The organism is Sphingobacterium sp. MAE (assembly GCF_056711605.1).
In genome coordinates, this window is sequence record NZ_CM160044.1 from 1,238,290 (window position 1) to 1,263,796 (window position 25,507).

The window sequence follows — 25,507 nt, forward strand, 5'->3', positions numbered from 1 at the left end:
AAATTTGATTTCATATTTAAGTCGGGTCGTTGTTGTATGCAAAAGATTGTAAGAGTCATTGTGATATGCTTTGTTTGTATCAGCTTTCAACAAGCTACTGCGCAAACAAAGTCAACTGTAGAGAAAGATACGTTGTCATTTCCATATCATCCAGAAGCGAATGCAGAAGAGGAGTTAGATCAATTGATTCATGAGGCAGCTAAAGAATCTAAGCATATCATTATTCAAGCAGGTGGTAATTGGTGTATCTGGTGTTTGAGATTCAATGATTATATTCATAAGACAGCAGATATAAATCATTATCTACAAAACAATTATTTATATTATCATCTCAATTATTCTAAAGAGAATAAAAATGAGAACGTGTTTAATAAATATGTTCCAGATTCATTAAAATTAGGTTATCCTTTTTTTATTGTTTTAGATAGCGAAGGAAAGGTGCTCAAAATTCAAGAAAGTGGTGCACTGGAGGATGGCAAAAGTTATAATAAAGATAAGGTAATGGAATTTTTTAGAACTTGGGCTAAAAAATAATTGTTCAGTGAATATGTAAAGGCTTTAGGATTTTATTCTAAAGCCTTTTTTGTTTAGATAAAGATCGTTTATCGTATTAAAGCTTAATATCTTTTTATGGATAATAACATCCTTATTATTTTATACCGACAATTTAGTTAGTTTTGCGAACTTATTCTCTTCATATTTTGTTAAAGAGATATTCTTGTCGGTAAAGGCGAGCACTATTTATGATAGATTGGAATGGAACAAAAATTGAGAATATTTGATTTGGCAGATCGTCAATTGGAATTATATCCAAATTTAGCCATGTTTTCTAGTAAAACAGATGGAGATTGGAATGCTTTAACTACTTCAGAATTTGTAAGTAAAGTCAATGCTATTTCAAAAGGATTAATTGAACTAGGAGTCAAGCCTAATGAAAAAGTTGGTTTAATTGCAGAAAGTGGTATACACTGGCATATTGTGGATTTTGCTATTCAACAAATAGGTGCAGTTGTAGTCGCTATATATCCCAATATAACTGATGCCGATTATCAATATATATTTAATGATGCAGAAATTCGGGTAACTATTGTGAGTACTAAAAGCCTGTATCAAAGGATTGTCAATCTTAAAGACTCTATCTATACATTAAAATATATTTTTTGTATTGAAGAACACGATCAAATCAGAAATTGGAGTGAAATTGTTCAAATTGGCCGACATATAGAGGATCGTGAAGTCCAAAGTCTGAAAGATCAAATCAGATCTACAGACCTCGTGACATTGATTTATACTTCAGGCACAACAGGTAAACCTAAGGGAGTGATGTTATCACATGATAATATTATTGCAAATGTAAGGTCTGCAACTGAGATCACACCATGTAAAGCATATGATAGAGGGTTGACATTTTTACCACCCTGCCATGCCTATGAAAGAATGGTTATCTACACTTATTTTTATCTCGGTATTACTGTTTATATCGCTGAGTCATTTGACAAGATCGGTCAAAATTTAATGGAAATAAGACCTAATATTATGACTGCAGTACCTCGGATTTTGGAGAAGGTATATGAAAAGATCATTAAAAAAGGTCATGATCTGAATGGAATAAAACGCAAGATATTTGACTGGGCCGTATCGGTTGGAGAAAAATATGATCCTGTTCCTGAAAATAGAAGTTTTCTATATGACCTGAAATTAAATTTAGCGAGAAAACTTGTATTGAATAAATGGTATGAAGGTCTTGGAGGTTCATTACAAACAGTTGCGTCTGGCAGCGCATCTTTACAGAGTAAATTGATACGTGTATTTTTAGCTGCAGGAATTCCGATTTATGAAGGATATGGTATGACGGAGGCAAGTCCTCTTATTGCTGTTAATCACTATATAAAGGGTATTCGTGTTGGAACTGTTGGTCCCGCAGTGAAGGATGTGCAGATTAAATTGGCGAGCGACGGTGAAATCTTAGTCAAAGGACCGAATGTGATGATGGGGTATTATAAAAATCCAGAGGAAACGAATAAAACCATTATTGATGGATGGCTGTATACTGGAGATATCGGTGTTTGGGAGGATGGGATATTTTTGAAGATTATCGATCGAAAGAAGGAACTTTTTAAAATATCCGGGGGTAAGTACGTGACTCCACAACCTATTGAAAAGAAATTGGTGGAATCAAAGTTTATTGAACAGGCTATGGTGGTGGGCGAGGGGATGAAATTTGCATCTGCTTTTATCGTCCCGGATTATGGACATTTGGTCGATTGGTTTAAATCAGAAGATCCCAGTTTATTGCAATTGTCTAAGACTGATTTTCTAAAGGCGGATAAAGTTATAAAAAAAATAAATCAAGAAGTAAGGATCGCAAATCAGCATTTTGGTAATTGGGAGCAGATCAAGAGGCCGATCATTATTGCTCAGGAATTTACTATTGATGGAGGTGAACTCACGCCGACGCTCAAATTAAAACGGAAAATGATTTTGCAAAAATATAAATATGAATATGATCAACTTTATCACAGTGTGACCGATTGAAAAATTAATGCGTTATACAATCAAAAAATAAAATCTGCGATCTGCATCAGGCTATTGACAAAAGGATCATCATTATTTTAATTTAATGTTCTTTGTAATCTTAGTATGAAGTTTAATTATGAAAAGACAATTGGTGCTTTCAATTTTAATAATATGATTGTTCATGTAGGCTTATCAGATCTCGAATGCTGATCAATAAATAGCAATCAATGATTAGAGTTTGCTTGAGGTTAAATGGCTATACATACCAATTAATCCAATATAATTGGTGTGAAATAGTGGGGAAATCACTCTTGATTTTTGAACGGAATCAATATAAGTGAAATTTAAAATATTAATTATGAACGATGTAAAAATTTATTGTTAAAAAATATTAGAAACAGTTTTTAAATACCAATAATTGTTCTACTTTTGTAGCACAAACACGGTAGATGTAGCTCAGTTGGTTAGAGCATCGGTTTGTGGTACCGAGGGTCGTGGGTTCGAGCCCCATCATTTACCCAAAGCCAGTACAATATGTACTGGCTTTTGTTTTTTCAAAACTTTCTACTCGCATATACACTAAACATTATCTTTTATTTTTTGTTAACTTTAGCTAAAGAATCTAATGAAAATATACTTTTGTCTTGTTTTTATCTTGATCATTGGTCATGCTTCTATCTTTGCCCAACAAAAGTTACCAAAAGGCTTTAGTTATGTACAAGATATTATACCAGATATCAATTTTGACTTACGCTATTATGGTTCACATAATTTTGTTGGTAAAAAAATTGATGGATATAAATCACCTGTTCTTATTCTAACTACGGCTGCTGCTCAAGCTTTGGAAAAGGTGGAGAAAGAATTAAATAAAAAAGGTATGGCTTTGAAAATTTTTGATGCTTATCGTCCTCAAAAAGCAGTTGATCATTTTAAAAAATGGGCTACAAATGTTAATGATACCTTGGGTAAAAAGGAATTTTATCCTCAGTTAGATAAACGAAATTTATTTAAATTAGGTTTTATAGCAGGTAAGTCTGGACATAGCCGTGGTAGTACGGTTGATCTCACAATAATTACAATCCATGATCGTCAGGAAATAGATATGGGTAGTCCTTTTGATTTTTTTGGTTCTATTTCACATTTTGATAGTCAAGAGATCAATGGTGTCCAAAAACAGAATCGCACATTGTTGAAAAATATCATGTCTAAATATGGTTTTAAAGGTTATGCTAAGGAATGGTGGCATTTCACTTTGATTAATGAACCTTATCAAAAAACTTACTTTGATTTTAATGTTGATTAAGAGTGTTTTTACCAAAATCACCGACCTTTACCCTTGTTATAATTTATATTACATATTAAATGAAACAATCAAAATATATCTTAGTATTATTTTTATTACTTTTTTTTGGAGAAATTGGATTTACACAAATTGTTGTTGATACTAGTAATGCAAAGAAAAGTTCTTCTATTACAGGTAATTCTCGAAATCGTAAAGATTTAAGTCGTCGAGAAAGTCGAGCGCGACGTAGTCACGTTGATAGTTCAATTGTCCAGTCGGATCCAGCTATCGATAGTTTGCGAATGGACCTGTCAAAAATAAATGTTAAATATATTACGAATATCCGTGCGGCCGCATTAGAAAATGAGGCTATACACAAGCGTGATCTTCGGACACAATTTATTGAAAAGGTCAATGCTTTTGTGGGAACTTTACCTCCAGATTCTGTAGAGAGGTGGACCGTGCATGCTAGAAGTCAGATCGCAGATCTGAATACTTTTCAGGGAAGTTTGGATAGTTATAATCGAAGTCTCCACCTGACTTTAAGTCAATTGAAAGATTTTAGATCAAAGTATAGTCAAAGTGAAACGAGTATAAGATTGAATAATTATCTGACAACTGCCGAGCAGGAAGTTCAAAGTAAAATTGATTCGCTAAAAGTTTCTGTTGATATTACGAATGAAAATTTGAAAGCTTATTATAGTTTATCTCACCGTGTAAAGGAAATTGTTACTAAACAAATCAATAAAGAGCCTTCGGATTCAGCTACTGTAAAAAGTTCTTTGTGGAAAGCCGGTAATACAACAGTAACAAAAGAGAAAATTTTAAACAATTTAAAAAATAACTACAGAAAGAGTAGGTCAATAGATACTTATGTCAATAAAACTGCATGGACAAGTAGGATTTTATTGATTATTTTGGTTATAGCATATTTATATTGGATCACATCTACGGCCTTTGTTTTAAATAAAGATAATAATAGTAAGAGGGAGGTAAAGCTACCATTTAATATATGGTCTCTTATTGGCAAAGCTATTATTTTATTTTTGACCTTATTACCCATTGTCTCGATCGTAACCCCAACATTAGTCATTCAGGCAACACAGCTGCTGCTAATGGTATTTTTTGGGATTTTACTTCGGAAAAACTTTACGCTAAAACACGGTAAAATTGTTGGTTTTCTATTGTTGTTTTACATCTGTGATGTATTTGTAAATTCTGTTGTAAGTGAAGATCTTATCATGCGGATTGTCTGTATTATATTTAATATCGTGGCTCTTTATATTGGTTTTTATTTAAAGAAACACATTAAAGATCCTGCTGCAGCTGGATATATTCAATTACCTGTTTTTATCATATTTGCTATTTTAAATGGTGGTGCTATCTTTTTGAATATTTTAGGATATGTCGATCATTCTCGCAGTTTTAGTATTGCTGGCGCTGTTGGGCTTGCCCAGTCTTTTACGTTGACGTTTTTTATCCATATGATCAAGGACGATGTCAAAAATCAATTCGCCAGAAATCGAGTGAAAAAAGGTTTTTGGTTGCGATTCAATGAAGAACGAGCATTGAAAGCTACAGGCGATGCCCTGAAATTTTTGTGTCTTCTATTAGCGATTATTGTACTGGCAAATAACTTGCAATTTGCAGCTTCATTGGCAACATCTGTTTCTAAGTTTTTAAGTAATAATCACCAACTCGGAGGTATCAATTTTAATTTTGGTAATCTAGTGCTGGCCTTCTTTATATTAGCTGCTGCTAATTGGTTTCAGAAGAACTTGAATTTACTTTTGATCGGGGGAGAGAATGGCGCTTTAAGCAAAGATTACGATCATAAAATGACGCTTTTTCCTTTATTTAGGTTGATCATCATCGTTATTGGATTTTTTATAGCGATATCTGCTCTAGGTGTTAGTTTGGATAAGCTAACAGTCATTGTAGGGGCTTTAAGTGTTGGTATCGGTTTAGGGATGCAAAATATCATTAATAATTTTGTGTCTGGAATCATTTTAGCTTTTGATAAACCTTTTCGGGTAGGTGATCGTATTGAATTGGCTGATAAAAAAGGGCGCGTAAAGGAAATTGGTATTCGTGCAAGTATTTTGAATACGGGGGATGGAGCAGAAGTGATCATCCCTAATGGTGATCTACTATCTGGCCGGGTAGTCAATTGGACGTTATCAAACGATGATGCTAGGACGAGTTTTGTCGTTCAGGTAGACCGCTCAGCTGATTTGGAAACAATGAAATTGTGGATTAAAGAAGCTGTTGGGCATAGTAGCCATAGTAAACCTGAGTTGGGGGTAGGTATTAGTGTTCAGGATATCAGTGAAGAGATGATTTATTTGAGTATAGGTTGTTGGATCGATAATCCGGCCAATGGTGGAGATTTTAAAAATGATGTATTGATTGAATTGAATAATCGATTTAAAAAAGAGGAATTGAAATTCTTTAGCATTGTTACACCGACTAAATAGTTGAAAAATAAATACAGAAATGAAAGCTCTGCATGACAACACATCGTGCAGAGCTTTTGTTTTTAAATCAATATAACTCCAGCAAAATAATAGTAATAAGATCACAAAGTGGAGTAAAACAACGTAATTAACATTAATAAAAGAACTAGGTATAGCTCCTGTTTGGATAAAGAATTTGTATTTTAATAGATACAATCTATTATTTTCAAATCTGTTTCCTACATTTACATACCTAAAATACAATTTTAAAACATCTATTATTTAACGTCTAAACAGCTATAAATAAAATTAGAAAACACAAAATTGTAATATAATGTATAAAAAACACAGAAAGGTGATGTTCGCTTTGGCATTTCCTTTAATGGTAAGTGTTGCTCCGACAGAGGCTCATTTTAAAACAATGCCGATTCAGCAGCAAACTAACCCAATGTTAACTATTGTCAGTGCAAAAAAAATAAATGCTACGACTGTAGAGGTTTTATTTTCTAATAATCAGCGATTGACATTCGATTTTTATGGTAATCATATTTTTCGATTATTTCAGGATAATGGAGGAGGGATCATTCGAAATCCTGAAGCTAAACCTGCGGCTGAAATATTGGTGTCAAACCCAAAAAAATCCATTCAACAATTAAATCTTAGCGATAGCAACAATCAAATAATAATTGCTACAGGAGAGATTACTATCCTGATTGATAAAACCACAAATTTGTTGAAAGTGATCAATGAGAAAAATAAAGGTGAAGCGGTTGTTTTTACGAAGCCTATTATCTTTGAAAAAAATAAAGTTACCTTAAGCCTTCAGGAGAAATCCGATGAATATTTTTATGGTGGAGGCGTTCAGAATGGTCGTTTTTCTCACAAAGGAAAAGTTATTTCCATTGAAAATCAAAATAGCTGGACCGATGGAGGAGTGGCTTCACCTACACCTTATTACTGGTCGTCAAAAGGGTATGGTTTTATGTGGCACACTTTTAAACCAGGAAAATATGATTTCGGATCAAAAGAAAAAGGACATGTTCATTTGACACATGATATCGATTATTTAGATGTTTTCTTTATGATCAATGATGGGGTAGTTTCTTTACTGAATGATTTTTATCAATTAACCGGAAATCCAATTTTACTTCCAAAATTTGGCTTTTATCAAGGGCACCTGAATGCCTATAATCGTGATTATTGGAAAGAAGATGAAAAGGGGATTCTATTTGAGGATGGAAAGCGCTATAAGGAGGGGCAAAAAGATAATGGTGGTATCAAGGAGTCATTAAATGGTGAATTGAATAATTATCAATTTTCGGCTCGTGCTGTTATTGACCGTTATAAGAAGCATGATATGCCATTCGGTTGGTTATTGCCTAATGATGGCTATGGAGCAGGTTATGGACAAACAGAAACATTAGATGGTAATATTGCCAATTTAAAAAGTTTAGGAGATTATGCTCGTAAAAATGGTGTCGAAATTGGATTATGGACACAATCTGATCTGCACCCAAAATCTGAAATTAGTGCTTTGCTGCAGCGTGATATTGTTAAAGAAGTAAGAGATGCGGGAGTTCGTGTACTTAAAACTGATGTGGCATGGGTAGGAGCTGGTTATTCCTTTGGATTGAATGGAGTGGCAGATGTCGGTCATATCATTCCTTATTACGGAAATGAAGCTAGGCCGTTTACTATTTCATTAGATGGTTGGGCAGGTACTCAACGTTATGCTGGTATTTGGTCTGGAGATCAAACAGGCGGTGTTTGGGAATATATTCGATTTCATATTCCCACTTATCTGGGATCTGGACTATCAGGGCAGCCAAATATTACCTCAGATATGGATGGCATATTTGGAGGTAAAAATAATGCGGTCAATATTCGCGACTTTCAGTGGAAAACTTTTACTCCAATGGAATTGAATATGGATGGGTGGGGTTCTAACGAAAAGTATCCACACGCATTGGGGGAGCCAGTAACCTCAATCAATCGAAACTACCTGAAATTGAAATCAGAATTGCTTCCTTATACGTATAGTATAGCTAAGGAAGCAGTAGATGGATTGCCAATGATCAGAGCATTATTCTTAAGCTATCCAAATGCTTATACACAGGGGACAGCCACGCAGTACCAATATTTATATGGACCATCGTTTCTAGTGGCCCCAATCTATCAAGCTACAAAATCTGATGATAAAGGGAATGATATCCGTAACGGTATTTATTTACCTGAAGGAAGTTGGATTGATTACTTTAGCGGAGATAAATTTGAAGGAAATGTCATTCTTAATAATTTTGATTCTCCGATTTGGAAATTACCTCTATTCGTTAAAAATGGTTCTATTATTCCAATGGCAAACCCAAATAATAACGTTCATGAAATTAATAAATCTCTTCGCATTTATGAAATCTATCCAAAAGGGAAAAGCTCATTTACGGAGTATGATGATGATGGTATTTCAGAAGCATATAAATCGGGAAAGGGAGCTTCGACATTAATTGAATCTCTTTTAGATGAGCAGGATAAGCTTTCAGTAACTGTAAATCGCACTACTGGTGATTTTGAGGGGTTTGTGAAAAATAAACAAACTGAATTTAGAATCAATGTTACAGAGATACCTAAAAAGTTAAAGGCTACAATCGGTAAAACTAAAATTAAATTGGTGGAAGTGAAATCTATGAACGAATTCATTAACCAAGAAAATGTTTATTTTTATGATGCTGCCCCTAATATGAATAAGTTTGCCACCACGGGCAGTGAGTTCGAAAAACAAATCATAGTAAAAAATCCAGTTTTACATATTAAATTAGCCAATACTGATATTACTAAAAATGAGGTCAATCTATTATTAGATGGTTTCAAATTTGAGCCTGTTAATCGCTTCCGAATTTCGCAAGGATTATTAACCGCACCTCAACATGCACTTGTTACTGAAGATCATAGAGCAGCATATTCATTGACTCCTACATGGGGTAGTGTAGACCATGCCGACTATTATGAGATCGAATTTAATAATATGCTTTATTCGACAATAAAAGATAATGCACTGCTGTTTGAGGGGTTGGCCCCAGAAACGACATATACTTTTAAATTGAGATCGGTTAATAAACAAGGTTTCTCTGATTGGACGGAAATTCAGGCTAAGACGAAGGCAAATCCATTGGAGTTTGCTATTCGCGATATTAAAGGGGAAACTACAGCTGAAAATCAGGATGGTTCTGGTATTGATAAGTTGTTAGATTTTGACGAAGGAAATATGTGGCACACTGCTTGGGGTAAAAAAGCCATACCATTTGATATGATCTTAGATTTGAAATCAGTGAATCAATTGGATAAGTTTCAATATTTACCTCGTACAGGACGCGGCAATGGGATTGTATTGAAAGGTAAAGTTTATTATAGTACAGATAAGGAGAATTGGACTGAATCGGGAGTTTTTAATTGGGCAAATAATGATGAAGTAAAAACTTTCAATTTTGCTGGTCAACCTACTGCTCGATTTGTAAAATTAGCAATTACAGAAGGTGTAGGTGGTTTTGGCTCAGGTCGAGAACTTTATATCTTTAAAGTACCTGGTACTGAAAGTTATCTTCCAGGAGATATCAATAATGATCGTTTGATTGATCGAAATGATCTGACATCCTATACAAACTATACCGGACTAAAAAGAGGAGATGCTGATTTTGAAGGCTATGTGAGTAATGGCGATATTAATAAAAATGATTTAATAGATGCTTATGATATTTCTGTTGTTGCTACTCAGTTAGATGGTGGTATCAAAGAAGCTCAGGTTGATAAAGTGGCAGGTCAAATTAGCTTATCAACTGCAAAACAAAATTATAAGAAAGGGGAGATCATCGAAATTATGGTCAAAGGTAAAGATCTTAAATCTGTGAATGCCATTAGTTTTGGATTACCTTATCTATCACAAGATTATGAATTTGTTTCTGTTCAGGCATTAGCCGTTAAAGATATGGATAATCTAACAAATGATCGCTTGCATACGAGTGGTGAAAAAGTATTATATCCCACTTTTGTACATGTTGGAGATCAGAAGGCTCTCTATGGAAATGAAGATTTATTTGTGTTGAAATTACGAGCGAAGCGAGATGTTAAATATACATTGAAAGCTATTCAAGGATTTTTAGTTGATAAAAATCTGAATACGATTAAGTTTTAATCTCAAAAATTTTCATCTTAAAAACAGGCTTAGAAAGTGATTTCTAAGCCTGTTTTATTTTCATGGGCTTACTATATTCTGAACCATATATTGCTGTAAATTAATTATCTTTATATCAACGATTATGATTAAATATCTATTAGAGGTTGTTTTTGATGAAAGGCTTCTGAACGCAACTATAGTCCTATAGGCAATTGATACAGAAATATAAATGAATATACATGTGATATATGAAAAGATCTATAAAAATAATCAAGAACAGATCAGATATTGGAGCGGGGACTAGAGGATCTGATCTGGGGATAGATGCTATCGAAATTGCTGCTATAAATAAGGGAAGTCAATATTTTCACCATTACCCATTTATTGATTTAAAGACGCGAAATGATGTCGTTTACGATCCGGCTCTGCCGCCGTTTGCTAAACGGATCAAAGAGGTTTTGGCACAATGTGGTGAGGTTGCCTCAGCTGTAGAGAAAACATTGAAGGCCGATCTTTTTCCTCTAGTATTTTCGGGCGATCATTCTTCAGCGATTGGGACGATTTCAGGAATAAAATCTACATTTCCTGAAAAGAATCTAGGTGTAATTTGGATCGATGCACATGCTGATATTCATTCCCCTTATACGACGCCATCTGGAAATCTCCACGGCATGCCTTTAGCGGCTACATTGGCAGAAGATAATTTATTGTGTGCTATTAATAAAATTGATGAGGAAACAAAGGACTATTGGCAAAAGTTAAAGACTTTAGGTGACATCACTGGAAAGATCAAAGCAAGGGACCTCATTTATTTTGGTGTGCGGGATACAGAACCTGCTGAAGATATTTTAATTAATGATTTAGAAATTAAAAACTATATTGTAGAAGAGGTACGTAGATTGTCTGTTAAAACCTGTGTACATGAAGTCATAAAAAAGCTTGGGGATTGTGATCTGATCTATGTTTCTTTTGATGTGGATAGTATGGATAGCGAGCTCATCTCAGATGGTACGGGTACTCCTGTTCCTAAAGGATTTTATCCAGCAGAGATTATTGAATTACTGGAAGAGATATTAAGTTTGAAAAAAGTTGTCTGCTTTGAAGTGGTAGAAATAAATCCTTTATTGGATCATAAGGGAAATAAAATGGCTGAAGTGGCTTTTGAAATATTAGAGAAGGCTACACAAGCAATTGAAAAATAATTTATTTTACAATTCGTAATGACAATTATGGTTATATTTTTCACTGTTTGTCAATAATAATAGAGATCAGGCTGATATATCCTGATCTCTTTAAAATATACTATGTTATAAATCTAAAAATATTATTCTTTGAATTTATTATATATAAGTCGTGTTGTTAAAGATTTGCATGATAGCAGTGATTGTTATCATTATTGCATTTTTTTATTGCCTTCAAAGTGAATCATCCATGAAATACCATACTTGTCTTGAAATGATGAATACAGTTCTGCCCAAAATTGTTCTCCCAAAGGCATTTCAATATTTTGTGCCGCCACTGTAAGTTTATTGTATAAATCTTTGGCCTCTTCAGCAGTTTGGGTGTCTAACATTAAATAAGCGTTTGTACCTGCAGTCGCTTTATGACCAAAACCTTCTATGCAGTCGGAGCCCATTAACATCACCGAATCATTGATTTTTATTGCCGTATGCATGACTTTGTCTGCGACCTCAGTAGGTAAAGGGGAGTTGGGATCTGCAGGCATATCTTTGAAGCGATACACACCTAAAGAGGTGGTGTTGAAAACAGATTGATAAAATTCGAATGCCTCTTCGCAATTGCCATTAAAGTTTAAATAAGCGTGTAAAATAGCCATAATTTTCTTTTTTTAATTTATGTTTAATCAAAGTTAGGTGTAGTATTGACAACGGAATGTCAGTAATAAATACGAATTAATTTATTTTGCTCATATCACCCTCTATGTTTATTGCTCAAATCAGGGCGAATTATAGATCGGATTAAATATTAATATTATCGTTCAGTAATAAAAGTTGCTATCATTTTTATGTTAAAAATAAGGTAAATTCTGACCAATTTACTTCGCATATGACAAGTAATCTTCAGGAGGATCTAAACATTTATTGTTCTTTTCGTATTCGACTTAAAGAAGTGTCTGTAATACCAAGATAAGAGGCAATATACTTTAAAGCTGCTTGTTTGATTATTTGTGGTTTGTGTTTGATAAGATTTAGATAACGTTGGGTGGCGGAGAGTGAAACCATATCAATAAAGCGTTTTTTATTGCTATGCAGGGCATAGGTCATCCAGGAGCGTCCCCATTCATTAAATGCTGGAATGGTATGATATAAGGTTTGAAATGTATTGAAATCAATTTTCCATGCTGTACAGTCTGTTAAGCATTGAAGATTTTCTGGAGAAGGAAATTGGAGAAAAAGCGACGTTACTTCAATGACAATATCATAGTTTCCAAAAAAATCGGTTGTAATTTCATTTCCTTGGAAATCGTAAACGAAAGAACGCACCAGTCCGCTTTCCAAGATATAATATTCGTGAGCTTTTTCATCTTTCCGGAGTAAAAAGTCATTTTTAGAAAAATGAACGAGTTCGTGCACAAGCATAATTTTATCTAGGTCACTTTGATTAACTGCCAAGTTTTGGTAATGATGAAGTAAAGCATTCATAATTATCTATTTACTGTAAATTTTCTTAATATGAATTTATGCAAAAACACTATAGAAAAGTAAATATGGAACTATTTATTTCAAGAAAATGTAAGGGTATCATATTATAACCATAATGTAAATTTTTCATATGCACAGCGATTTCTTCATTTTAATATGTAATTGATAAAGAAATAAATATATTTATGTTAAATTTTCAATAAATTTTTAAAAATATTATGAATTTCATTATTATTTGTTTTACTTTGTATCAATAATTCAAGTAGTAGATAGAAACAATAAAATAATTATAATATGTGTGGTATCATAGGAGCATTTGATTTAAAGGAATCTGTAGAAATAATCAGACCTCAAGTATTAGAAATGTCGAAGCGTATACGTCATCGTGGACCGGATTGGTCGGGTATTTATAGTTCTGATCATGCCATCTTAGCTCATGAGCGATTAGCGATAGTAGATCCAAAATCTGGTAGTCAACCTTTATATAGTCCTGATGGGCAAGTGGTATTGGCTGTTAATGGTGAGATCTATAATCATCAAGAACTTCGTGATAGTTTACCTAATTATGCTTTTACTACACAATCTGACTCTGAAGTTGTACTTGCTTTATATTTAGAAAAAGGTTCTCAATTTATAGAAGAGCTTAATGGGATTTTTGGTTTCGCTTTATATGATGCACGAAATGATTCATTTTTTGTTGCCCGTGATCATATGGGGATCATACCTTTATATTACGGGACTGATCCGAATGGACAGTTTTTTGTTTCATCAGAATTGAAATCTTTGGAAGGATTTTGCAATACCATGGATCAATTTCCTCCGGGACACTATATTTATAGCGTTGAAAGTAAAGAACCTAAAAGATGGTATTCTAGACAATGGGAGTCTTACGAAGCGGTTAAAGATGCTGAAACTGATATCGTTCGCTTACGTGATGCTTTAGAGGCTGCTGTACATCGTCAGTTGATGTCCGATGTGCCTTACGGTGTATTATTATCTGGAGGCTTAGACTCTTCTGTTATTGCTGCTGTTACGAAGAAGTTTGCTTCAAAGCGTATCGAATCAGGCGACGAAGAAGAGGCTTGGTATCCACAGTTACATTCTTTTGCAGTGGGTTTGAAAGGAGCTCCAGATTTAATTGCTGCACAAAAAGCAGCGGATCATATCGGTACTATACACCATGAGATCAATTTTACTATTCAAGAGGGGCTTGATGCCATTCGTGATGTAATCTATCATTTGGAAACCTACGATGTGACTACTATACGGGCTTCGACTCCGATGTATTTATTATCGCGTGTCATTAAATCGATGGGTATCAAAATGGTCCTTTCAGGAGAGGGGTCTGACGAGTTATTTGGAGGATACTTGTATTTTCATAAAGCACCGGATGCAAAGGAATTTCATGAAGAAACGGTCCGTAAATTGAAAAAACTATACCTGTATGATTGTTTACGCGCTAATAAGTCTTTAGCCGCTTGGGGAGTAGAAGGACGTGTTCCATTCTTGGATAAAGAGTTTATGGATGTGGCGATGACGATCAACCCTAAGGATAAGATGATTAAAGATGGCCGTATGGAAAAGTGGGTTTTGCGCAAAGCATTTGAAGATTATCTTCCGGAAAGTATTGCGTGGCGCCAAAAAGAACAATTTTCTGATGGAGTAGGATATAGTTGGATCGATACTTTAAAAGAACAGGCAGAGGCTAAAGTCAGTGATGCAGTATTTGCTGAAGCTGCGGATAGGTTTCCGATTAATACGCCTAAGAATAAAGAAGAATTTTTATATCGTACAATATTTGAATCTCATTTTCCTTCTGAAGCGGCTGCGAGAACAGTACCTTCGGTTAAATCGGTTGCTTGTAGTACACCAGAGGCTTTATTATGGGATGCTTCATTTCAAAACTTAAATGATCCGTCAGGAAGAGCTGTTGCTGCAGTGCATAATGATAGTTATGCTAAAAAAGTGGTATTGACAGACTAGTTGGATTTAAATATTGGTCACATAACCAAGAATCGTTTCCTTCAGACGAGTCTTGGTTATGTAACTTTGATGTGTTTGGCATTTATCTTTTGACCGAAAAATATCTCTGCTTTTGATTCAAAATCGAGTGGATCATCAGTTGTATAAAATTGCATAGTTCCATTTTTAGAACTTTTGAGTTCCATATCATAGTGTACGTCTAAATATCTTTTCAAGCTATTTGCGACGAGCGGTCCTTGAGAAATGATGTTGATATGATCGGGTACAAATTGTTTGATTACAGGTAATAATAAAGGATAGTGTGTACATGCCAGAACGATCGTATCGATATCTGATGATTGTTTTAATAATTGATGGATATCCTTTTCTACGAAGTATTTCGCGCCGTCTGTCTCAATTTCATTATTTTCAACTAAAGGAACCCAAAAAGGACAGTCATGTTGAAAAACTTCAATTTCGGGATAGAATTTATTGATTTCAATTTTATAAGATTCGGATTTCACTGTGCCGGTTGTTGCTAAAATGCCTACGTTGTTGGTTTTTGTAAATTGTTTTACAATTTCTGTGGTAGGGCGTATCACTCCTAAAACTTTCTTTCCGGGAGGAAGATCATTTTGCTGGATAGAGCGCAATGCTTTTGCTGAGGCGGTATTACAGGCCAAAATGACCAAATTGCATCCTAAATCAAATAATTTAAATACACATTGTTTAGTAAATTCATAAACCGTTTCGAATGAACGGGTGCCGTAAGGAATACGAGCATTGTCGCCTAAGTAGATATAATCATATTGAGGCAATTTTTTTTTGATCTCCTTAAATACGGATAAACCTCCGTATCCAGAATCAAAAATCCCTATCGGACCAATTTGTTTTTTTTCTTGCTCCATAAAAAAGTGCTATAAGTGTTACCTTACAGCACTTTTAATACGATAGGGTAAAACTATATTTGTTTAAGCAAAGATGGTTTTTCTTTATAAATTTTCCATAATAATTCTCCAAATAAAGTGTTCTGCCAAGCGAACCATTTACGCGTGAAGTTTTTAGGATCGTCTTTGTGAAATGATTCGTGCATAAAACCGGTATCTCCATGTGTGGAAATTAACATTTTTACGCATTCTACCACTTCTTTATCATTATTGGATGTAAAAGCACGCATCATAATGGACATTGGCCAAATGAAGTCGCGACCAATATGTGGTCCTCCAATTCCTTCTCCTGCTGTGCCTTTGAAGAAAAATGGATTATTTTCTGACAATATATATTGACGTGTACGTTGATAGATCGGGTCTTCGACTTTTACAGCATCTAAGTAAGGTAATGAAAGTAGACTTGGCACATTGGCGTCATCCATCATTAAGAATGAACCGAAACCGTCAACTTCAAAAGCATAAACTTTTCCAAACTGTGGGTGATCTACTATTCCATGTTTTTGAACAGCAGACTCTACCTCATTAGCAAGAGCTTCCATTTTGGCCGCTAAGTTGTTGTTATTTTTGACTTTTCTTAAGATTTCTGCTGACTGTCTTAAACTAACTATTGCAAATAGGTTAGAAGGTATTAAGAAAGAAAAAATAGTTGAATCATCTGAAGGTCTGAAACTAGAACAAATTAAGCCGACAGGTTTAACGGGGTATCCGTATCCATCAACTTGTAGCGTATCTGATCCACGCGGAGTAGTTCGCATAAATTTATATGGACCTAAGTTCTCTTTACGTTGTTGCTCGACAAATGTTTTGTAGATCTTCTCCTGTGCTAATTCCCATTCTTCATTGAAAGGAGTTGCATCGTTTGTTTCTTTCCAGTAATGATAGGCGAGTCTTATCGGATAACAAAGGGAATCGATTTCCCATTTACGTTCGTGAATTCCAGGTTTCATGTCTGTGTGATCACTGAACCATTCGCCTTTTTTTGTTGGGTCATTATAGAATGCATTAGCATATGGATCTATATTGATACATTTACTTTGTTTGTGAATTAAACCTAAAATTAGATTTTTTAGATTTTTATCATCTTTCATAAAAGCTAAGTACGGCCATACTTGAGCACTACTGTCTCGTAGCCACATGGCATCAATATCTCCAGTGATTACATAGGTGTAATTACGGTTATTTTCAACATATGGAAATACAGTCGTGTCTAGGGTATTGGGAAGACAGTTGCCAAAAAGCCAAGCTAATTCTTTATTGTTTGTAGCTTTACCAAATGTTACAATAGCATTTTCAATTGCTTTACTGGAGAAAAGACGTTTATCTGCTGGAATACGCACCGTCGGGAATGAAGTCTGCATCGAAGCAAAAGATGCCTTGCTCGCAAATAACCCAGCTCCCAATACGGCTGAATTTTGAATGAATGTCCTGCGTTTCATTGTTAAATCTCAAAAAGTTTATATATTATCATACTGGTTTTTATCAAATGCAAGGTAATAAAAAAAGGTTAAAACAGAAAGCAAATACGTTTTAGCATATTTTTTTTATTGCCGTTAAACCATTTAAGTGCGAAAAAAAGTGTTATTTTGTTTTTAGGAATAGATTTTGCTGTTCCATATAGTTGTTTAAAAAAATCTCATGAAAGAAAAAGTTTCATTAAAATTTATAGCATTAGCAGGGTTATTTTCTACCGCTATGCTAGGTCAAAATGAAGTCCGCGCACAAATTAAAAATCAGCCTTATTCTTACCAGTTGTCACAAAAAATGAATGATGTTTTGTATTCGCCGCAAACACGCTTACATACATCATCAAAACCATTTCTTTTTAAGGATGAATTATTGGTCAAGTTTGATTCTATTCAATCAAATCAACCTGTAGCTTCTGATAATTGGTTTATGCGCAAGTTGTTTAACGAACACCTAATTGAAGTTTCAAAAGAAGACTATACTTTTTATGCCGATTTTTTACCTGATTTGACTATTGGAAAAGATATGATGGGAGATAAGCGTCGTACTTGGATGAACTCTAGAGGTTTTCAAGCAGGCGTAACATTGGGTGAAAAATTTACATTTTATACCAGTGCTACTGAAAATCAAGCCGTATTTCCTCAATATCTGAGTGATTATATTGATGAGAAAAGAGTAGTAACTGGACAGGGTACGACGAAATTTGGTTCTGGTAATGAAAAGGACTGGATGAATGCAACAGCTAGTTTGACTTATGATTTTAGTAAGTATTTTCAAGCAACTGTAGCTTATGATAAGAATTTTATTGGTGATGGATATCGTTCTCTTTTATTGTCTGATTTCTCCTCAAATTATACACATTTAAAATTTACAGGTACCATTGGTCATGTTCAGTATACTTCAGTGTGGGCGTATATGAATGATCCAACCAATAAAAGGTCAGATCAATTTGGTGCTACTGATCGCTACGGAGATGGAAAGAAGTGGGGTGTATTTCAATATATAGATTACAACGCTACAAATAGATTTTCTATTGGTTTCTTTCAAGCGATTACATGGGCTAATCAAGATGCCGCAGGCAAAAGAGGGTTTGATTTCACTTATATAAATCCGGTGATGTTTTTACGTCCTGTTGAATCCAATAATTCGAGTTCTCCAGACAAAATGTTTCTAGGATTGAATTCAAAATATAAAGTACTAAAAAATGTGACAGCCTATGGACAGTTCCTGTTAGGTGAATTTACGGCTAAAGAATTTTTTGCGGGAAAGGGATATGTACATAATAAGTGGGGTGCTCAATTTGGTGTAAGAGGTTTTGACATATTCGATGTTAAAAATTTGAACTTTTTAGTCGAGTATAATACAGCTAGACCCTATACGTATGCCCATTTTGATTCTGGTTCGAACTATAGTAATAATGCTGAACCTCTTGCTCATCCTTTAGGTGCTAATTTTAGAGAGATCGTTGGTATTGCTAATTATGCTTGGAAGAGATTTGATTTTTCAGCACAGCTCAATTATAATCAAAAGGGTCTAGATCCTGAAGATGGTACGAATATGGGGGGAGATATTTTTCAATCCTACCGAACTTTTCCTAATCGATATGGTAACCATATCGGGCAGGGGATAAAAAGCCAAGTTGTATATGCAGATGCAAAAGCAGCTTATGTCTTGAATCCTAAATATAATCTTAGGTTTGAGATCGGATATTCACAACGCTATCAAAAGATTGAATATGATACGCCGCTAACGCATAAATCTGGTGTGTTTAGTATTGGTCTTCGTTCGAGTTTAAGATCTTTATATAGCGATTTTTAATCAGCACTCTATTGTTGATAACTGCATCTCTGTTCAATGAATTTGGGCATATTTCAAATAATGTTATCATCATAAATGAACGTAATTTAAGAAAAAAAAGTAGGGCTAGTGAGCTCAGTAATAATTATCCTGATGAAAAAAATATTAATCCTTAATGGACCTAATCTCAACTTATTAGGCGTGCGTGAAAAATCCATTTATGGGGCGCAAGATTTTGAAAGTTATTTTTCAACATTAAAAAGTAAGTATGATGTTGTCGAGCTTAGTTATTTTCAAAGTAACACTGAAGGATTTATTATTGATAAATTACATGAAGTTGGTTTTGAATTTGACGGAATTGTACTCAATGCGGGGGCTTACACGCATACTTCTGTTGCTATCGCTGATGCGATTGCAGCAATTAACACGGCAGTAATTGAGGTGCATATATCTAATGTACATACAAGAGAAACATTTAGGCATCATTCTTACTTAGCTAAAAATTGTGTAGGGGTTATCTGTGGTTTTGGTTTAGACAGTTATCGACTGGGGATAGAGGCACTTCTTGCCCGTTAAAAATAGTTATAAGTATAAAAAAATCCCCTTGATCAATGATCAAGGGGATTTTTTTATACTTATTTTTTTATTTCTTCAAATGAAGATCGAAGTATCTTGCAATTTTTTCATACATATGAATTCGGTCTTTTCCTGAAACATTGTGTTCATGAGTAGGGTATAGGAAATAATCAACTTGTTTTCCAGCTTTGATACAAGCTTCTACAAACTCCATACTATGTTGTTGTACTACTACAGGGTCTTGAGCTCCATGAATAATCAATAAATCGCCTTTTAATTGATCTGCTTTGTCAATGAGTGAGGTTAACTTATAGCCTTCTGGATTTTCTTGAGGCATATCCATATACCGCTCACCATACATGACTTCATAGTATTTCCAATCCATTACTGGACCTCCTGCAACAGCTGCTTTAAAGATATCATTGTGGTGTATCATAAATGATGTTGTCATGAATCCACCAAAGCTCCAGCCGAATATACCCATCTTGCTTTGATCAACAAATGATTTGGATTTCAAATATTCTATGCCTTTCATTTGATCAGCCATTTCTGCCTGTCCGAGTTGACGATGTGTTGCGGTTGCAAATGCACGTCCGCGAGCGTCCGTACCTCTATTATCCATGGTGAATACGATGTAACCTTGTTGCGCCATATACATATCAAAATAACCTGCGCCACCTAACCATTTATTGGTTACTAATTGAGAGTGAGAACCTCCATAAAGATAATACATGACTGGATACTTCTTATTTGCATCAAAATCATTAGGATAGATGATGCGTCCTGTCAATGGTGTTACACCATCTGCAGAGGTTAAAGTGACAAATTCTATTTTTGGAGGATTGATCTTACCTAAAAAGGGGTTTGTTGATTCGACTATTTTATCTACTTTACCAGATTTTGTTCCTTTTATTTGAACAATATTAGGAGTGGTTAGATTACTGAATTGATCTAAGATGTAAGTGCCATCACTGTTTACTTTAGCGTTGTGCGTACCTGGACCCTGTGTTAACTGTGTTGTTTTTCCAGTTTTTAGCTCTACTGAAAATAGTTGTCGATCTAATCCATCATTTGTCACTCCAGTATAATAGAGTAAATCTCCTTTGGGAGAAAAATCACCTAATTGTTGTACAATAAGATTTTGATGTCCCAGTTTTTTGATCAACTTACCATCAGTGTTGTACAGGTAAAGCTGATTAAAACCTTCTCTGTCTGATTGATAGATAAATTGTTTTGGGTTATTGGGTAAAAACAATAAATCATTTTGAGGTTCTACCCACGTAGACGCTGTTTCTTCAAACAGTGTTTTGATAAAACGGCCGTCTTTTGTATTATATTGATTTATTTTTAGATGGTTTTGTTCCCTATTTAATACTCCAACGTAAATGGATTGTCCAGATGGGTCCCAAGTTACGGCTGTTAAAAATTGCTCTTTTGGTTCTCCAGTTGCTAATGTAATTTTTTGATTTGTTTGAGTGTCATAGATGACCAAGGTAACTTCCTCGCTTTTCATGCCTGCCATGGGATAGCGAATATCCTTAACAGAAGCTACCCGAGTATCCCACTGTATTAAAGGGTATTTGCTCACCATCGTTTCATCTTTACGGTAGTACAATAGTTTGTCATTTTGAGGATTCCACCACATGCCTTTTTTGATGCCAAATTCTTGTCTATGCGTATAGTCGCTGCCGTTTAGAATACCATCTATTGTATCTATTGTTACACTGGTTAATCGTCCAGCAGCATCTTTGATTTGAATATTATTACCAATTAAATAGGCTACCTTACTATAATCTGTTGCATATTCTTGATTTGTTGCTGTGGCATCTGATGCTAATAGATGTACTATCTTTTTGTTTTTTATATCAAAAGCAATCTGATATTGTGCTTGTTTTGTATGAAGTGAAAAACTGATTGTATTGGCATTTTCCCATTTATAGTCACTGGGAAAGATCTGCAAATTAATCCGATCATTTGGAAGTTTTGCTTGCAAAGCACTTTGTAATTCGACTTTACTTAGTATGATCTCTTCCGCTCCATTATTCGGAGCATTTTTTTGAACTAAATTTTGATAACCTTTGTCCAAATAACTGAAGTTATTGCTATTGGGTACCCAGTTACTGCTTACAAGAGCTGTAGGTGCATATGTACGGGGGCCAAAGACTGTCTCTTCTATATTCAAGTTGCGCTGACCATAAGCCATTGAACTTGCTAATAATAAAAGTAGCGTTAGTTTTTTCATTCTTTTAATGATTTTTTTGTCTAAAATTATTGTTTTCTTTTGACTATTTCTCATTTCTACTACAAACATATCCATTTTCTAGGAAATATAAGATATCGGATTTCGGTATAAAACGATATTTTATATATGTTTTGCGTTGTTTTGTAAACTTTATAGTAGATGAAAATTTCTTTTTGTAGTATTAAATTTGGTACTTTTGCAAAAGTTAAATGATGAGCATAAGTATAATCTTTAATCGACATATTTCCACTTTAATAATATAACTTATATTGCGTGATCGTATAGAAAAAGTATGGCAAAAGACACGGTTTTTTGTTAATAGCCAACCGTTTCATGAGGGATTAAAAATAACTATTGCTGTCCTGATTCCAGTTCTCATGTTCACTTTTTTTGGTCAACTGCACCATGGTGTGACCTTGGGTATAGGTAGCATTATAGCAAGTACTCCAGATTTGGTCGGCCCCTATCGTGAGCGCCGTCAATCTTTGTTTATCAATGTTATCGTTATTTTCGCAATGAGTATGCTTACACGCATATTACCTTTTTCAGATTTTTTCTTGGGTCTATTTATGGCTTTCTTTTCTTTTGCGGCTTGTATGTTGACTGTTTTTGGTATAAGGGCGATGGGCATTGGTGCATCTTGTTTATTAGCGCTATTTTTTAGCTTAACGTTGACCCATGAAAGTAGTCATCCTATCACAGAAGCTTTATTGCTCACTGCTGGTGCAATTTGGTATATGATTTTTGTATTAGTCCTACGATACATGAGACCATATCGTGTTAGCCAGCAAGTTTTAGCAGAATGTGCTTACAAAATAGGTAGCTTACTTCGTATTAAGGCTGATTTTTTTGATGCTAATACTGCTATTGCAAAGACGCATAAACAAGTTATTCAAATCAATATGGTGTTAAATCAACGTCAGGAAAATGTCCGTGAGGTTTTGTTTTCTGCAGCGACCGAGAAGCAATTTGCAAGTTATCAATATAAACAGCTTACCTTTATTTTCGCAACATTGATGGAATTGTTTGAGAGAATTAATGCTTCCCATCATGATTATTATGAGATTCGTGAAAAATATGGACATACCAAGGTGTATCAAGTCATTCCTGAATTATTGATTAGTTGTGCCCAAGAATTAGAGCGATTGACCACTCCAATAAGTTTGCTGAAATCGCCAAAGAATGCCATTCAATTTACAGGCCTATGGGATAATGCATATGCAGAAATTATTGCTCTTGAAAAGCAAGAAGGAGGGACAACAATTGTGTTGAAAAAGATACTTGTTAATATCAGGTACGTGATGCAAAAAATAAGAGAGGTCCATCGTATTTTATCTAAATCTGAAGAAGTTCATGATCACTCTGAGCTGATCGCACATAAAGAGCGTTTCTTTAGGCAAAGGACATTTTCATGGCCAATACTGCAAGCGCATCTGAATTTAAAGTCACCAATTTTTAGACATTCTCTTCGTGTGGCTATTGTGATGTTGATTGCTTTTGTGATTACCAAAGCGCTGCCGATTTTCTTTCCTGATTACATTGCCTTAACAAAGCATAGTTTTTGGATTTATATTACCATTATTGTGATCTTACGTCCAGGTTTTAGTTTAAGTAAGCAACGGAGTATTGATCGGCTAAAAGGATCATTTTTAGGTGGCCTCTTGGGTCTCTTAAGTATTTTCTTGATTACAAATAGTTATGTACTGCTGGGCTTAATGTTGGTTTATATGCTTTTAACATTTACTTTTTTAAGGAGTAAATATGTTTATGGTTCATTTTTTCTAACTGCTTTTTTTCTTATTGCCTACTATTTCTTTACAGGAGTAGATGATTTTGGAATTCTCCTATTGAAAGAACGTTTATTAGATACTGTCATTGGCTGTGTTCTGTGTTTTTTATCTTTTCACCTTATTCTTCCGACATGGGAAAGTGATTCGGTAAAGAGTTATTTAAAAAATGTCGTACAGTCTAATGTTCATTTCTTATCCATTTGCTTTCGTAAACTGTCGGGCGATCATATTGATATTGCAGATTATAAAGTCGCTCGCAAAGAAATTTATCTGAGTTTGGCGGAGTTGAATGCCTTAAATGAAAGAATTCTAAATGAACCTATATATCAGCGCCCATTTACTAAAGAATTAAATGATTTTTCAATTTTTACACATCAGTTGATTTCTTATGCAATGGCATTTACCCATATGATTGATCATCGCTCAACTTCGAATTTTCATGATGAGCATGAACGGTTGATGAATAAAATTCTTTTAAAGTTAAAAAAAACATATGCTTTATTTGAGACTGACTTATTAGAAATTCTTCCTTTGAAGTCCTCGGTCTCTCGATCGCATGTGCTCGATCAGAGTGATGAGCTATTAATTAAAGAACAATTGCAGCTAATGCTCGGGCTTGTCGAGAAATTGTATCATAATTCCTTGGATATCTCTTTATTGGCCAAGAGGTCGCTATAGATATTTATAAAGTAATAAAAAAGGATAGCTGACGTATAATTAGCTATCCTTTTTAACATATTTTATTTTATGCTAGTGGATTAATTTCATCTGCAACTGGAAATTCCTGACCAGTATTACCAATTAGTTTATTTAACTCAAAGCGAGCATTGTCTGTCATATCGCTGCCTCCAGCTAACTTAGCTTTATCTAATAAGTCCAATGCAAGTTTTTCTTCTTCACGTTGTTCATTAACAAGCCATTGAAGGAAATTCCATGTCGCCCAATCGCCTTCTTGCATGCTTAAATTTACTATTTTATAAATTGATTCGGTATTTTCTATTTCTTGTTGCAATACCATTTCAAAGCACTCTAAAATATTGGTAGGCTCGGGTTCAGGTTTTTTTATTGCATCAATTTTTACAGACCCACCTCTTTCTTGTATATATTCTATTATTTTAGCCATATGCACTCTTTCTTCTTGGGAATGTTTCATAAGGAATGAATTGATACCATCTAATCTATTGTCATCTGCCCAGCAGGCTAACATGAGATATACTTGAGCAGAATATGCTTCCAATGTAATTTGATCATTTAAAGCTTGACAAAGTGTCTGAGATAATCGATTGGTTGTTATTGCCATTTTATTAAGATTTAAGCACCGCACATTTTTAAATGTGAGTATGTGTAATAGATATTATTTTAGTTGGCACATCATAAGATGTATTCCAATTGTTAAAACAACAATTTGGATAGAAAAATGTTTGGAAATACCTTTAGTTTGGCTGCGGAATCGAGTAGAAGAGGATTAGTTATGGATATAGAATTATAAAGGTTTTTATTAATGATTAATTGTTCAAAATTTAGTTTTATATCTATCGTAAATTTTTAATTATGCAACCTATATTATTAAAGTATCTTGATCAAAGTTTTAAAATTTATTGTTCTCATAAGATCAAGTTTTATAAAGCATGATTATCTAGTTG

16 protein-coding genes and 1 tRNA gene are annotated in these 25,507 nt (G+C 34.3%); 11 read left to right on the forward strand and 6 right to left on the reverse strand.

Features of this window, described 5'->3' with window-relative positions; translation table 11 throughout:
• Positions 1-36 precede the first annotated feature (36 nt).
• The 7 genes from AC06G9_RS05290 to AC06G9_RS05320 all read left to right on the forward strand — a co-directional run bounded on the left by AC06G9_RS05290 (position 37) and on the right by AC06G9_RS05320 (position 11,622).
• Positions 37-534: a thioredoxin family protein gene (locus AC06G9_RS05290; RefSeq protein WP_045755135.1), complete on the forward strand. Its 498-nt coding sequence runs from the start codon at positions 37-39 to the stop codon at positions 532-534.
• Between the two features lie 222 nt (positions 535-756).
• Complete coding sequence (locus AC06G9_RS05295) at positions 757-2,535, forward strand: AMP-dependent synthetase/ligase (RefSeq protein WP_045755136.1); 1,779 nt, start codon at positions 757-759, stop codon at positions 2,533-2,535.
• 427 nt (positions 2,536-2,962) lie between these two features.
• Positions 2,963-3,036 (forward strand) — tRNA-His (locus tag AC06G9_RS05300).
• A 106-nt stretch (positions 3,037-3,142) separates the two neighbouring features.
• Positions 3,143-3,820, forward strand: coding sequence for a M15 family metallopeptidase (locus AC06G9_RS05305; RefSeq protein ID WP_248754555.1), 678 nt, complete (start codon positions 3,143-3,145; stop codon positions 3,818-3,820).
• Between the two features lie 59 nt (positions 3,821-3,879).
• Complete coding sequence (locus AC06G9_RS05310) at positions 3,880-6,276, forward strand: mechanosensitive ion channel family protein (protein ID WP_293923533.1); 2,397 nt, start codon at positions 3,880-3,882, stop codon at positions 6,274-6,276.
• A 313-nt stretch (positions 6,277-6,589) separates the two neighbouring features.
• Positions 6,590-10,438, forward strand: coding sequence for a TIM-barrel domain-containing protein (locus AC06G9_RS05315; RefSeq protein WP_480957634.1), 3,849 nt, complete (start codon positions 6,590-6,592; stop codon positions 10,436-10,438).
• Between the two features lie 230 nt (positions 10,439-10,668).
• Positions 10,669-11,622, forward strand: a complete 954-nt coding sequence (locus tag AC06G9_RS05320; RefSeq protein WP_293928187.1) for an arginase — start codon at positions 10,669-10,671, stop codon at positions 11,620-11,622.
• Between the two features lie 191 nt (positions 11,623-11,813).
• Here the strand turns inward: AC06G9_RS05320 and AC06G9_RS05325 are convergent, their stop codons facing one another.
• Both AC06G9_RS05325 and AC06G9_RS05330 read right to left on the reverse strand, forming a co-directional pair.
• Positions 11,814-12,257, reverse strand: a complete 444-nt coding sequence (locus AC06G9_RS05325; RefSeq protein ID WP_108157741.1) for a VOC family protein — start codon at positions 12,255-12,257, stop codon at positions 11,814-11,816.
• 262 nt (positions 12,258-12,519) lie between these two features.
• Positions 12,520-13,083: a Crp/Fnr family transcriptional regulator gene (locus tag AC06G9_RS05330; RefSeq protein ID WP_480957635.1), complete on the reverse strand. Its 564-nt coding sequence runs from the start codon at positions 13,081-13,083 to the stop codon at positions 12,520-12,522.
• Between the two features lie 294 nt (positions 13,084-13,377).
• On the opposite strand from AC06G9_RS05330, the gene asnB reads away from it, so the two are divergent.
• Positions 13,378-15,066 carry an asparagine synthase B gene (gene asnB / locus AC06G9_RS05335; protein ID WP_480957636.1) on the forward strand — a complete coding sequence of 563 codons (1,689 nt, stop codon included), beginning with the start codon at positions 13,378-13,380 and terminating at the stop codon, positions 15,064-15,066.
• A gap of 56 nt (positions 15,067-15,122) precedes the next feature.
• On the opposite strand, the gene murI is transcribed toward asnB, so the two are convergent.
• Both murI and AC06G9_RS05345 read right to left on the reverse strand, forming a co-directional pair.
• Entirely contained in the window at positions 15,123-15,953 is an 831-nt protein-coding gene (gene murI, locus AC06G9_RS05340) for a glutamate racemase (RefSeq protein WP_480957637.1), read from the reverse strand.
• A gap of 53 nt (positions 15,954-16,006) precedes the next feature.
• Positions 16,007-17,431: a glycoside hydrolase family 125 protein gene (locus tag AC06G9_RS05345; RefSeq protein ID WP_248754552.1), complete on the reverse strand. Its 1,425-nt coding sequence runs from the start codon at positions 17,429-17,431 to the stop codon at positions 16,007-16,009.
• A gap of 199 nt (positions 17,432-17,630) precedes the next feature.
• Between AC06G9_RS05345 and AC06G9_RS05350 the strand changes: the two genes are divergently transcribed.
• Together AC06G9_RS05350 and aroQ are read left to right on the forward strand one after the other, a co-directional pair.
• Positions 17,631-19,277 (forward strand): gliding motility protein RemB, encoded by a 1,647-nt coding sequence (locus AC06G9_RS05350; RefSeq protein WP_248754551.1) that lies wholly within the window; start codon positions 17,631-17,633, stop codon positions 19,275-19,277.
• Positions 19,278-19,409: 132 nt separating this feature from the next.
• Positions 19,410-19,832, forward strand: coding sequence for a type II 3-dehydroquinate dehydratase (gene aroQ / locus AC06G9_RS05355; RefSeq protein ID WP_045754825.1), 423 nt, complete (start codon positions 19,410-19,412; stop codon positions 19,830-19,832).
• Positions 19,833-19,899: 67 nt separating this feature from the next.
• Here the strand turns inward: aroQ and AC06G9_RS05360 are convergent, their stop codons facing one another.
• The gene (locus tag AC06G9_RS05360; protein WP_480957638.1) at positions 19,900-22,074 is read right to left on the reverse strand and encodes a S9 family peptidase; all 2,175 of its coding nucleotides are present in this window, start codon (positions 22,072-22,074) and stop codon (positions 19,900-19,902) included.
• 269 nt (positions 22,075-22,343) lie between these two features.
• Between AC06G9_RS05360 and AC06G9_RS05365 the strand changes: the two genes are divergently transcribed.
• Complete coding sequence (locus AC06G9_RS05365) at positions 22,344-24,542, forward strand: FUSC family membrane protein (RefSeq protein WP_480957639.1); 2,199 nt, start codon at positions 22,344-22,346, stop codon at positions 24,540-24,542.
• 67 nt (positions 24,543-24,609) lie between these two features.
• On the opposite strand, the gene AC06G9_RS05370 is transcribed toward AC06G9_RS05365, so the two are convergent.
• On the reverse strand, positions 24,610-25,164 hold the full coding sequence (locus tag AC06G9_RS05370) for a ferritin (protein ID WP_248754548.1): 555 nt from the start codon (positions 25,162-25,164) through the stop codon (positions 24,610-24,612).
• Between the last annotated feature and the right edge of the window lie 343 nt (positions 25,165-25,507).

What these genes read in the sequence shown, in the direction of transcription:
- AC06G9_RS05310 (WP_293923533.1), top strand. Translation starts at nt 3,880, where the DNA reads ATGAAACAATCAAAATATATCTTAGTATTATTTTTATTACTTTTTTTT.
- AC06G9_RS05345 (WP_248754552.1), bottom strand. Translation starts at nt 17,431, where the DNA reads ATGAAACGCAGGACATTCATTCAAAATTCAGCCGTATTGGGAGCTGGG.
- asnB (WP_480957636.1), top strand. Translation starts at nt 13,378, where the DNA reads ATGTGTGGTATCATAGGAGCATTTGATTTAAAGGAATCTGTAGAAATA.
- AC06G9_RS05370 (WP_248754548.1), bottom strand. Translation starts at nt 25,164, where the DNA reads ATGGCAATAACAACCAATCGATTATCTCAGACACTTTGTCAAGCTTTA.
- AC06G9_RS05290 (WP_045755135.1), top strand. Translation starts at nt 37, where the DNA reads ATGCAAAAGATTGTAAGAGTCATTGTGATATGCTTTGTTTGTATCAGC.
- AC06G9_RS05360 (WP_480957638.1), bottom strand. Translation starts at nt 22,074, where the DNA reads ATGAAAAAACTAACGCTACTTTTATTATTAGCAAGTTCAATGGCTTAT.
- AC06G9_RS05350 (WP_248754551.1), top strand. Translation starts at nt 17,631, where the DNA reads ATGAAAGAAAAAGTTTCATTAAAATTTATAGCATTAGCAGGGTTATTT.
- aroQ (WP_045754825.1), top strand. Translation starts at nt 19,410, where the DNA reads ATGAAAAAAATATTAATCCTTAATGGACCTAATCTCAACTTATTAGGC.
- AC06G9_RS05320 (WP_293928187.1), top strand. Translation starts at nt 10,669, where the DNA reads ATGAAAAGATCTATAAAAATAATCAAGAACAGATCAGATATTGGAGCG.
- AC06G9_RS05315 (WP_480957634.1), top strand. Translation starts at nt 6,590, where the DNA reads ATGTATAAAAAACACAGAAAGGTGATGTTCGCTTTGGCATTTCCTTTA.
- AC06G9_RS05325 (WP_108157741.1), bottom strand. Translation starts at nt 12,257, where the DNA reads ATGGCTATTTTACACGCTTATTTAAACTTTAATGGCAATTGCGAAGAG.
- AC06G9_RS05295 (WP_045755136.1), top strand. Translation starts at nt 757, where the DNA reads ATGGAACAAAAATTGAGAATATTTGATTTGGCAGATCGTCAATTGGAA.
- AC06G9_RS05330 (WP_480957635.1), bottom strand. Translation starts at nt 13,083, where the DNA reads ATGAATGCTTTACTTCATCATTACCAAAACTTGGCAGTTAATCAAAGT.
- murI (WP_480957637.1), bottom strand. Translation starts at nt 15,953, where the DNA reads ATGGAGCAAGAAAAAAAACAAATTGGTCCGATAGGGATTTTTGATTCT.
- AC06G9_RS05305 (WP_248754555.1), top strand. Translation starts at nt 3,143, where the DNA reads ATGAAAATATACTTTTGTCTTGTTTTTATCTTGATCATTGGTCATGCT.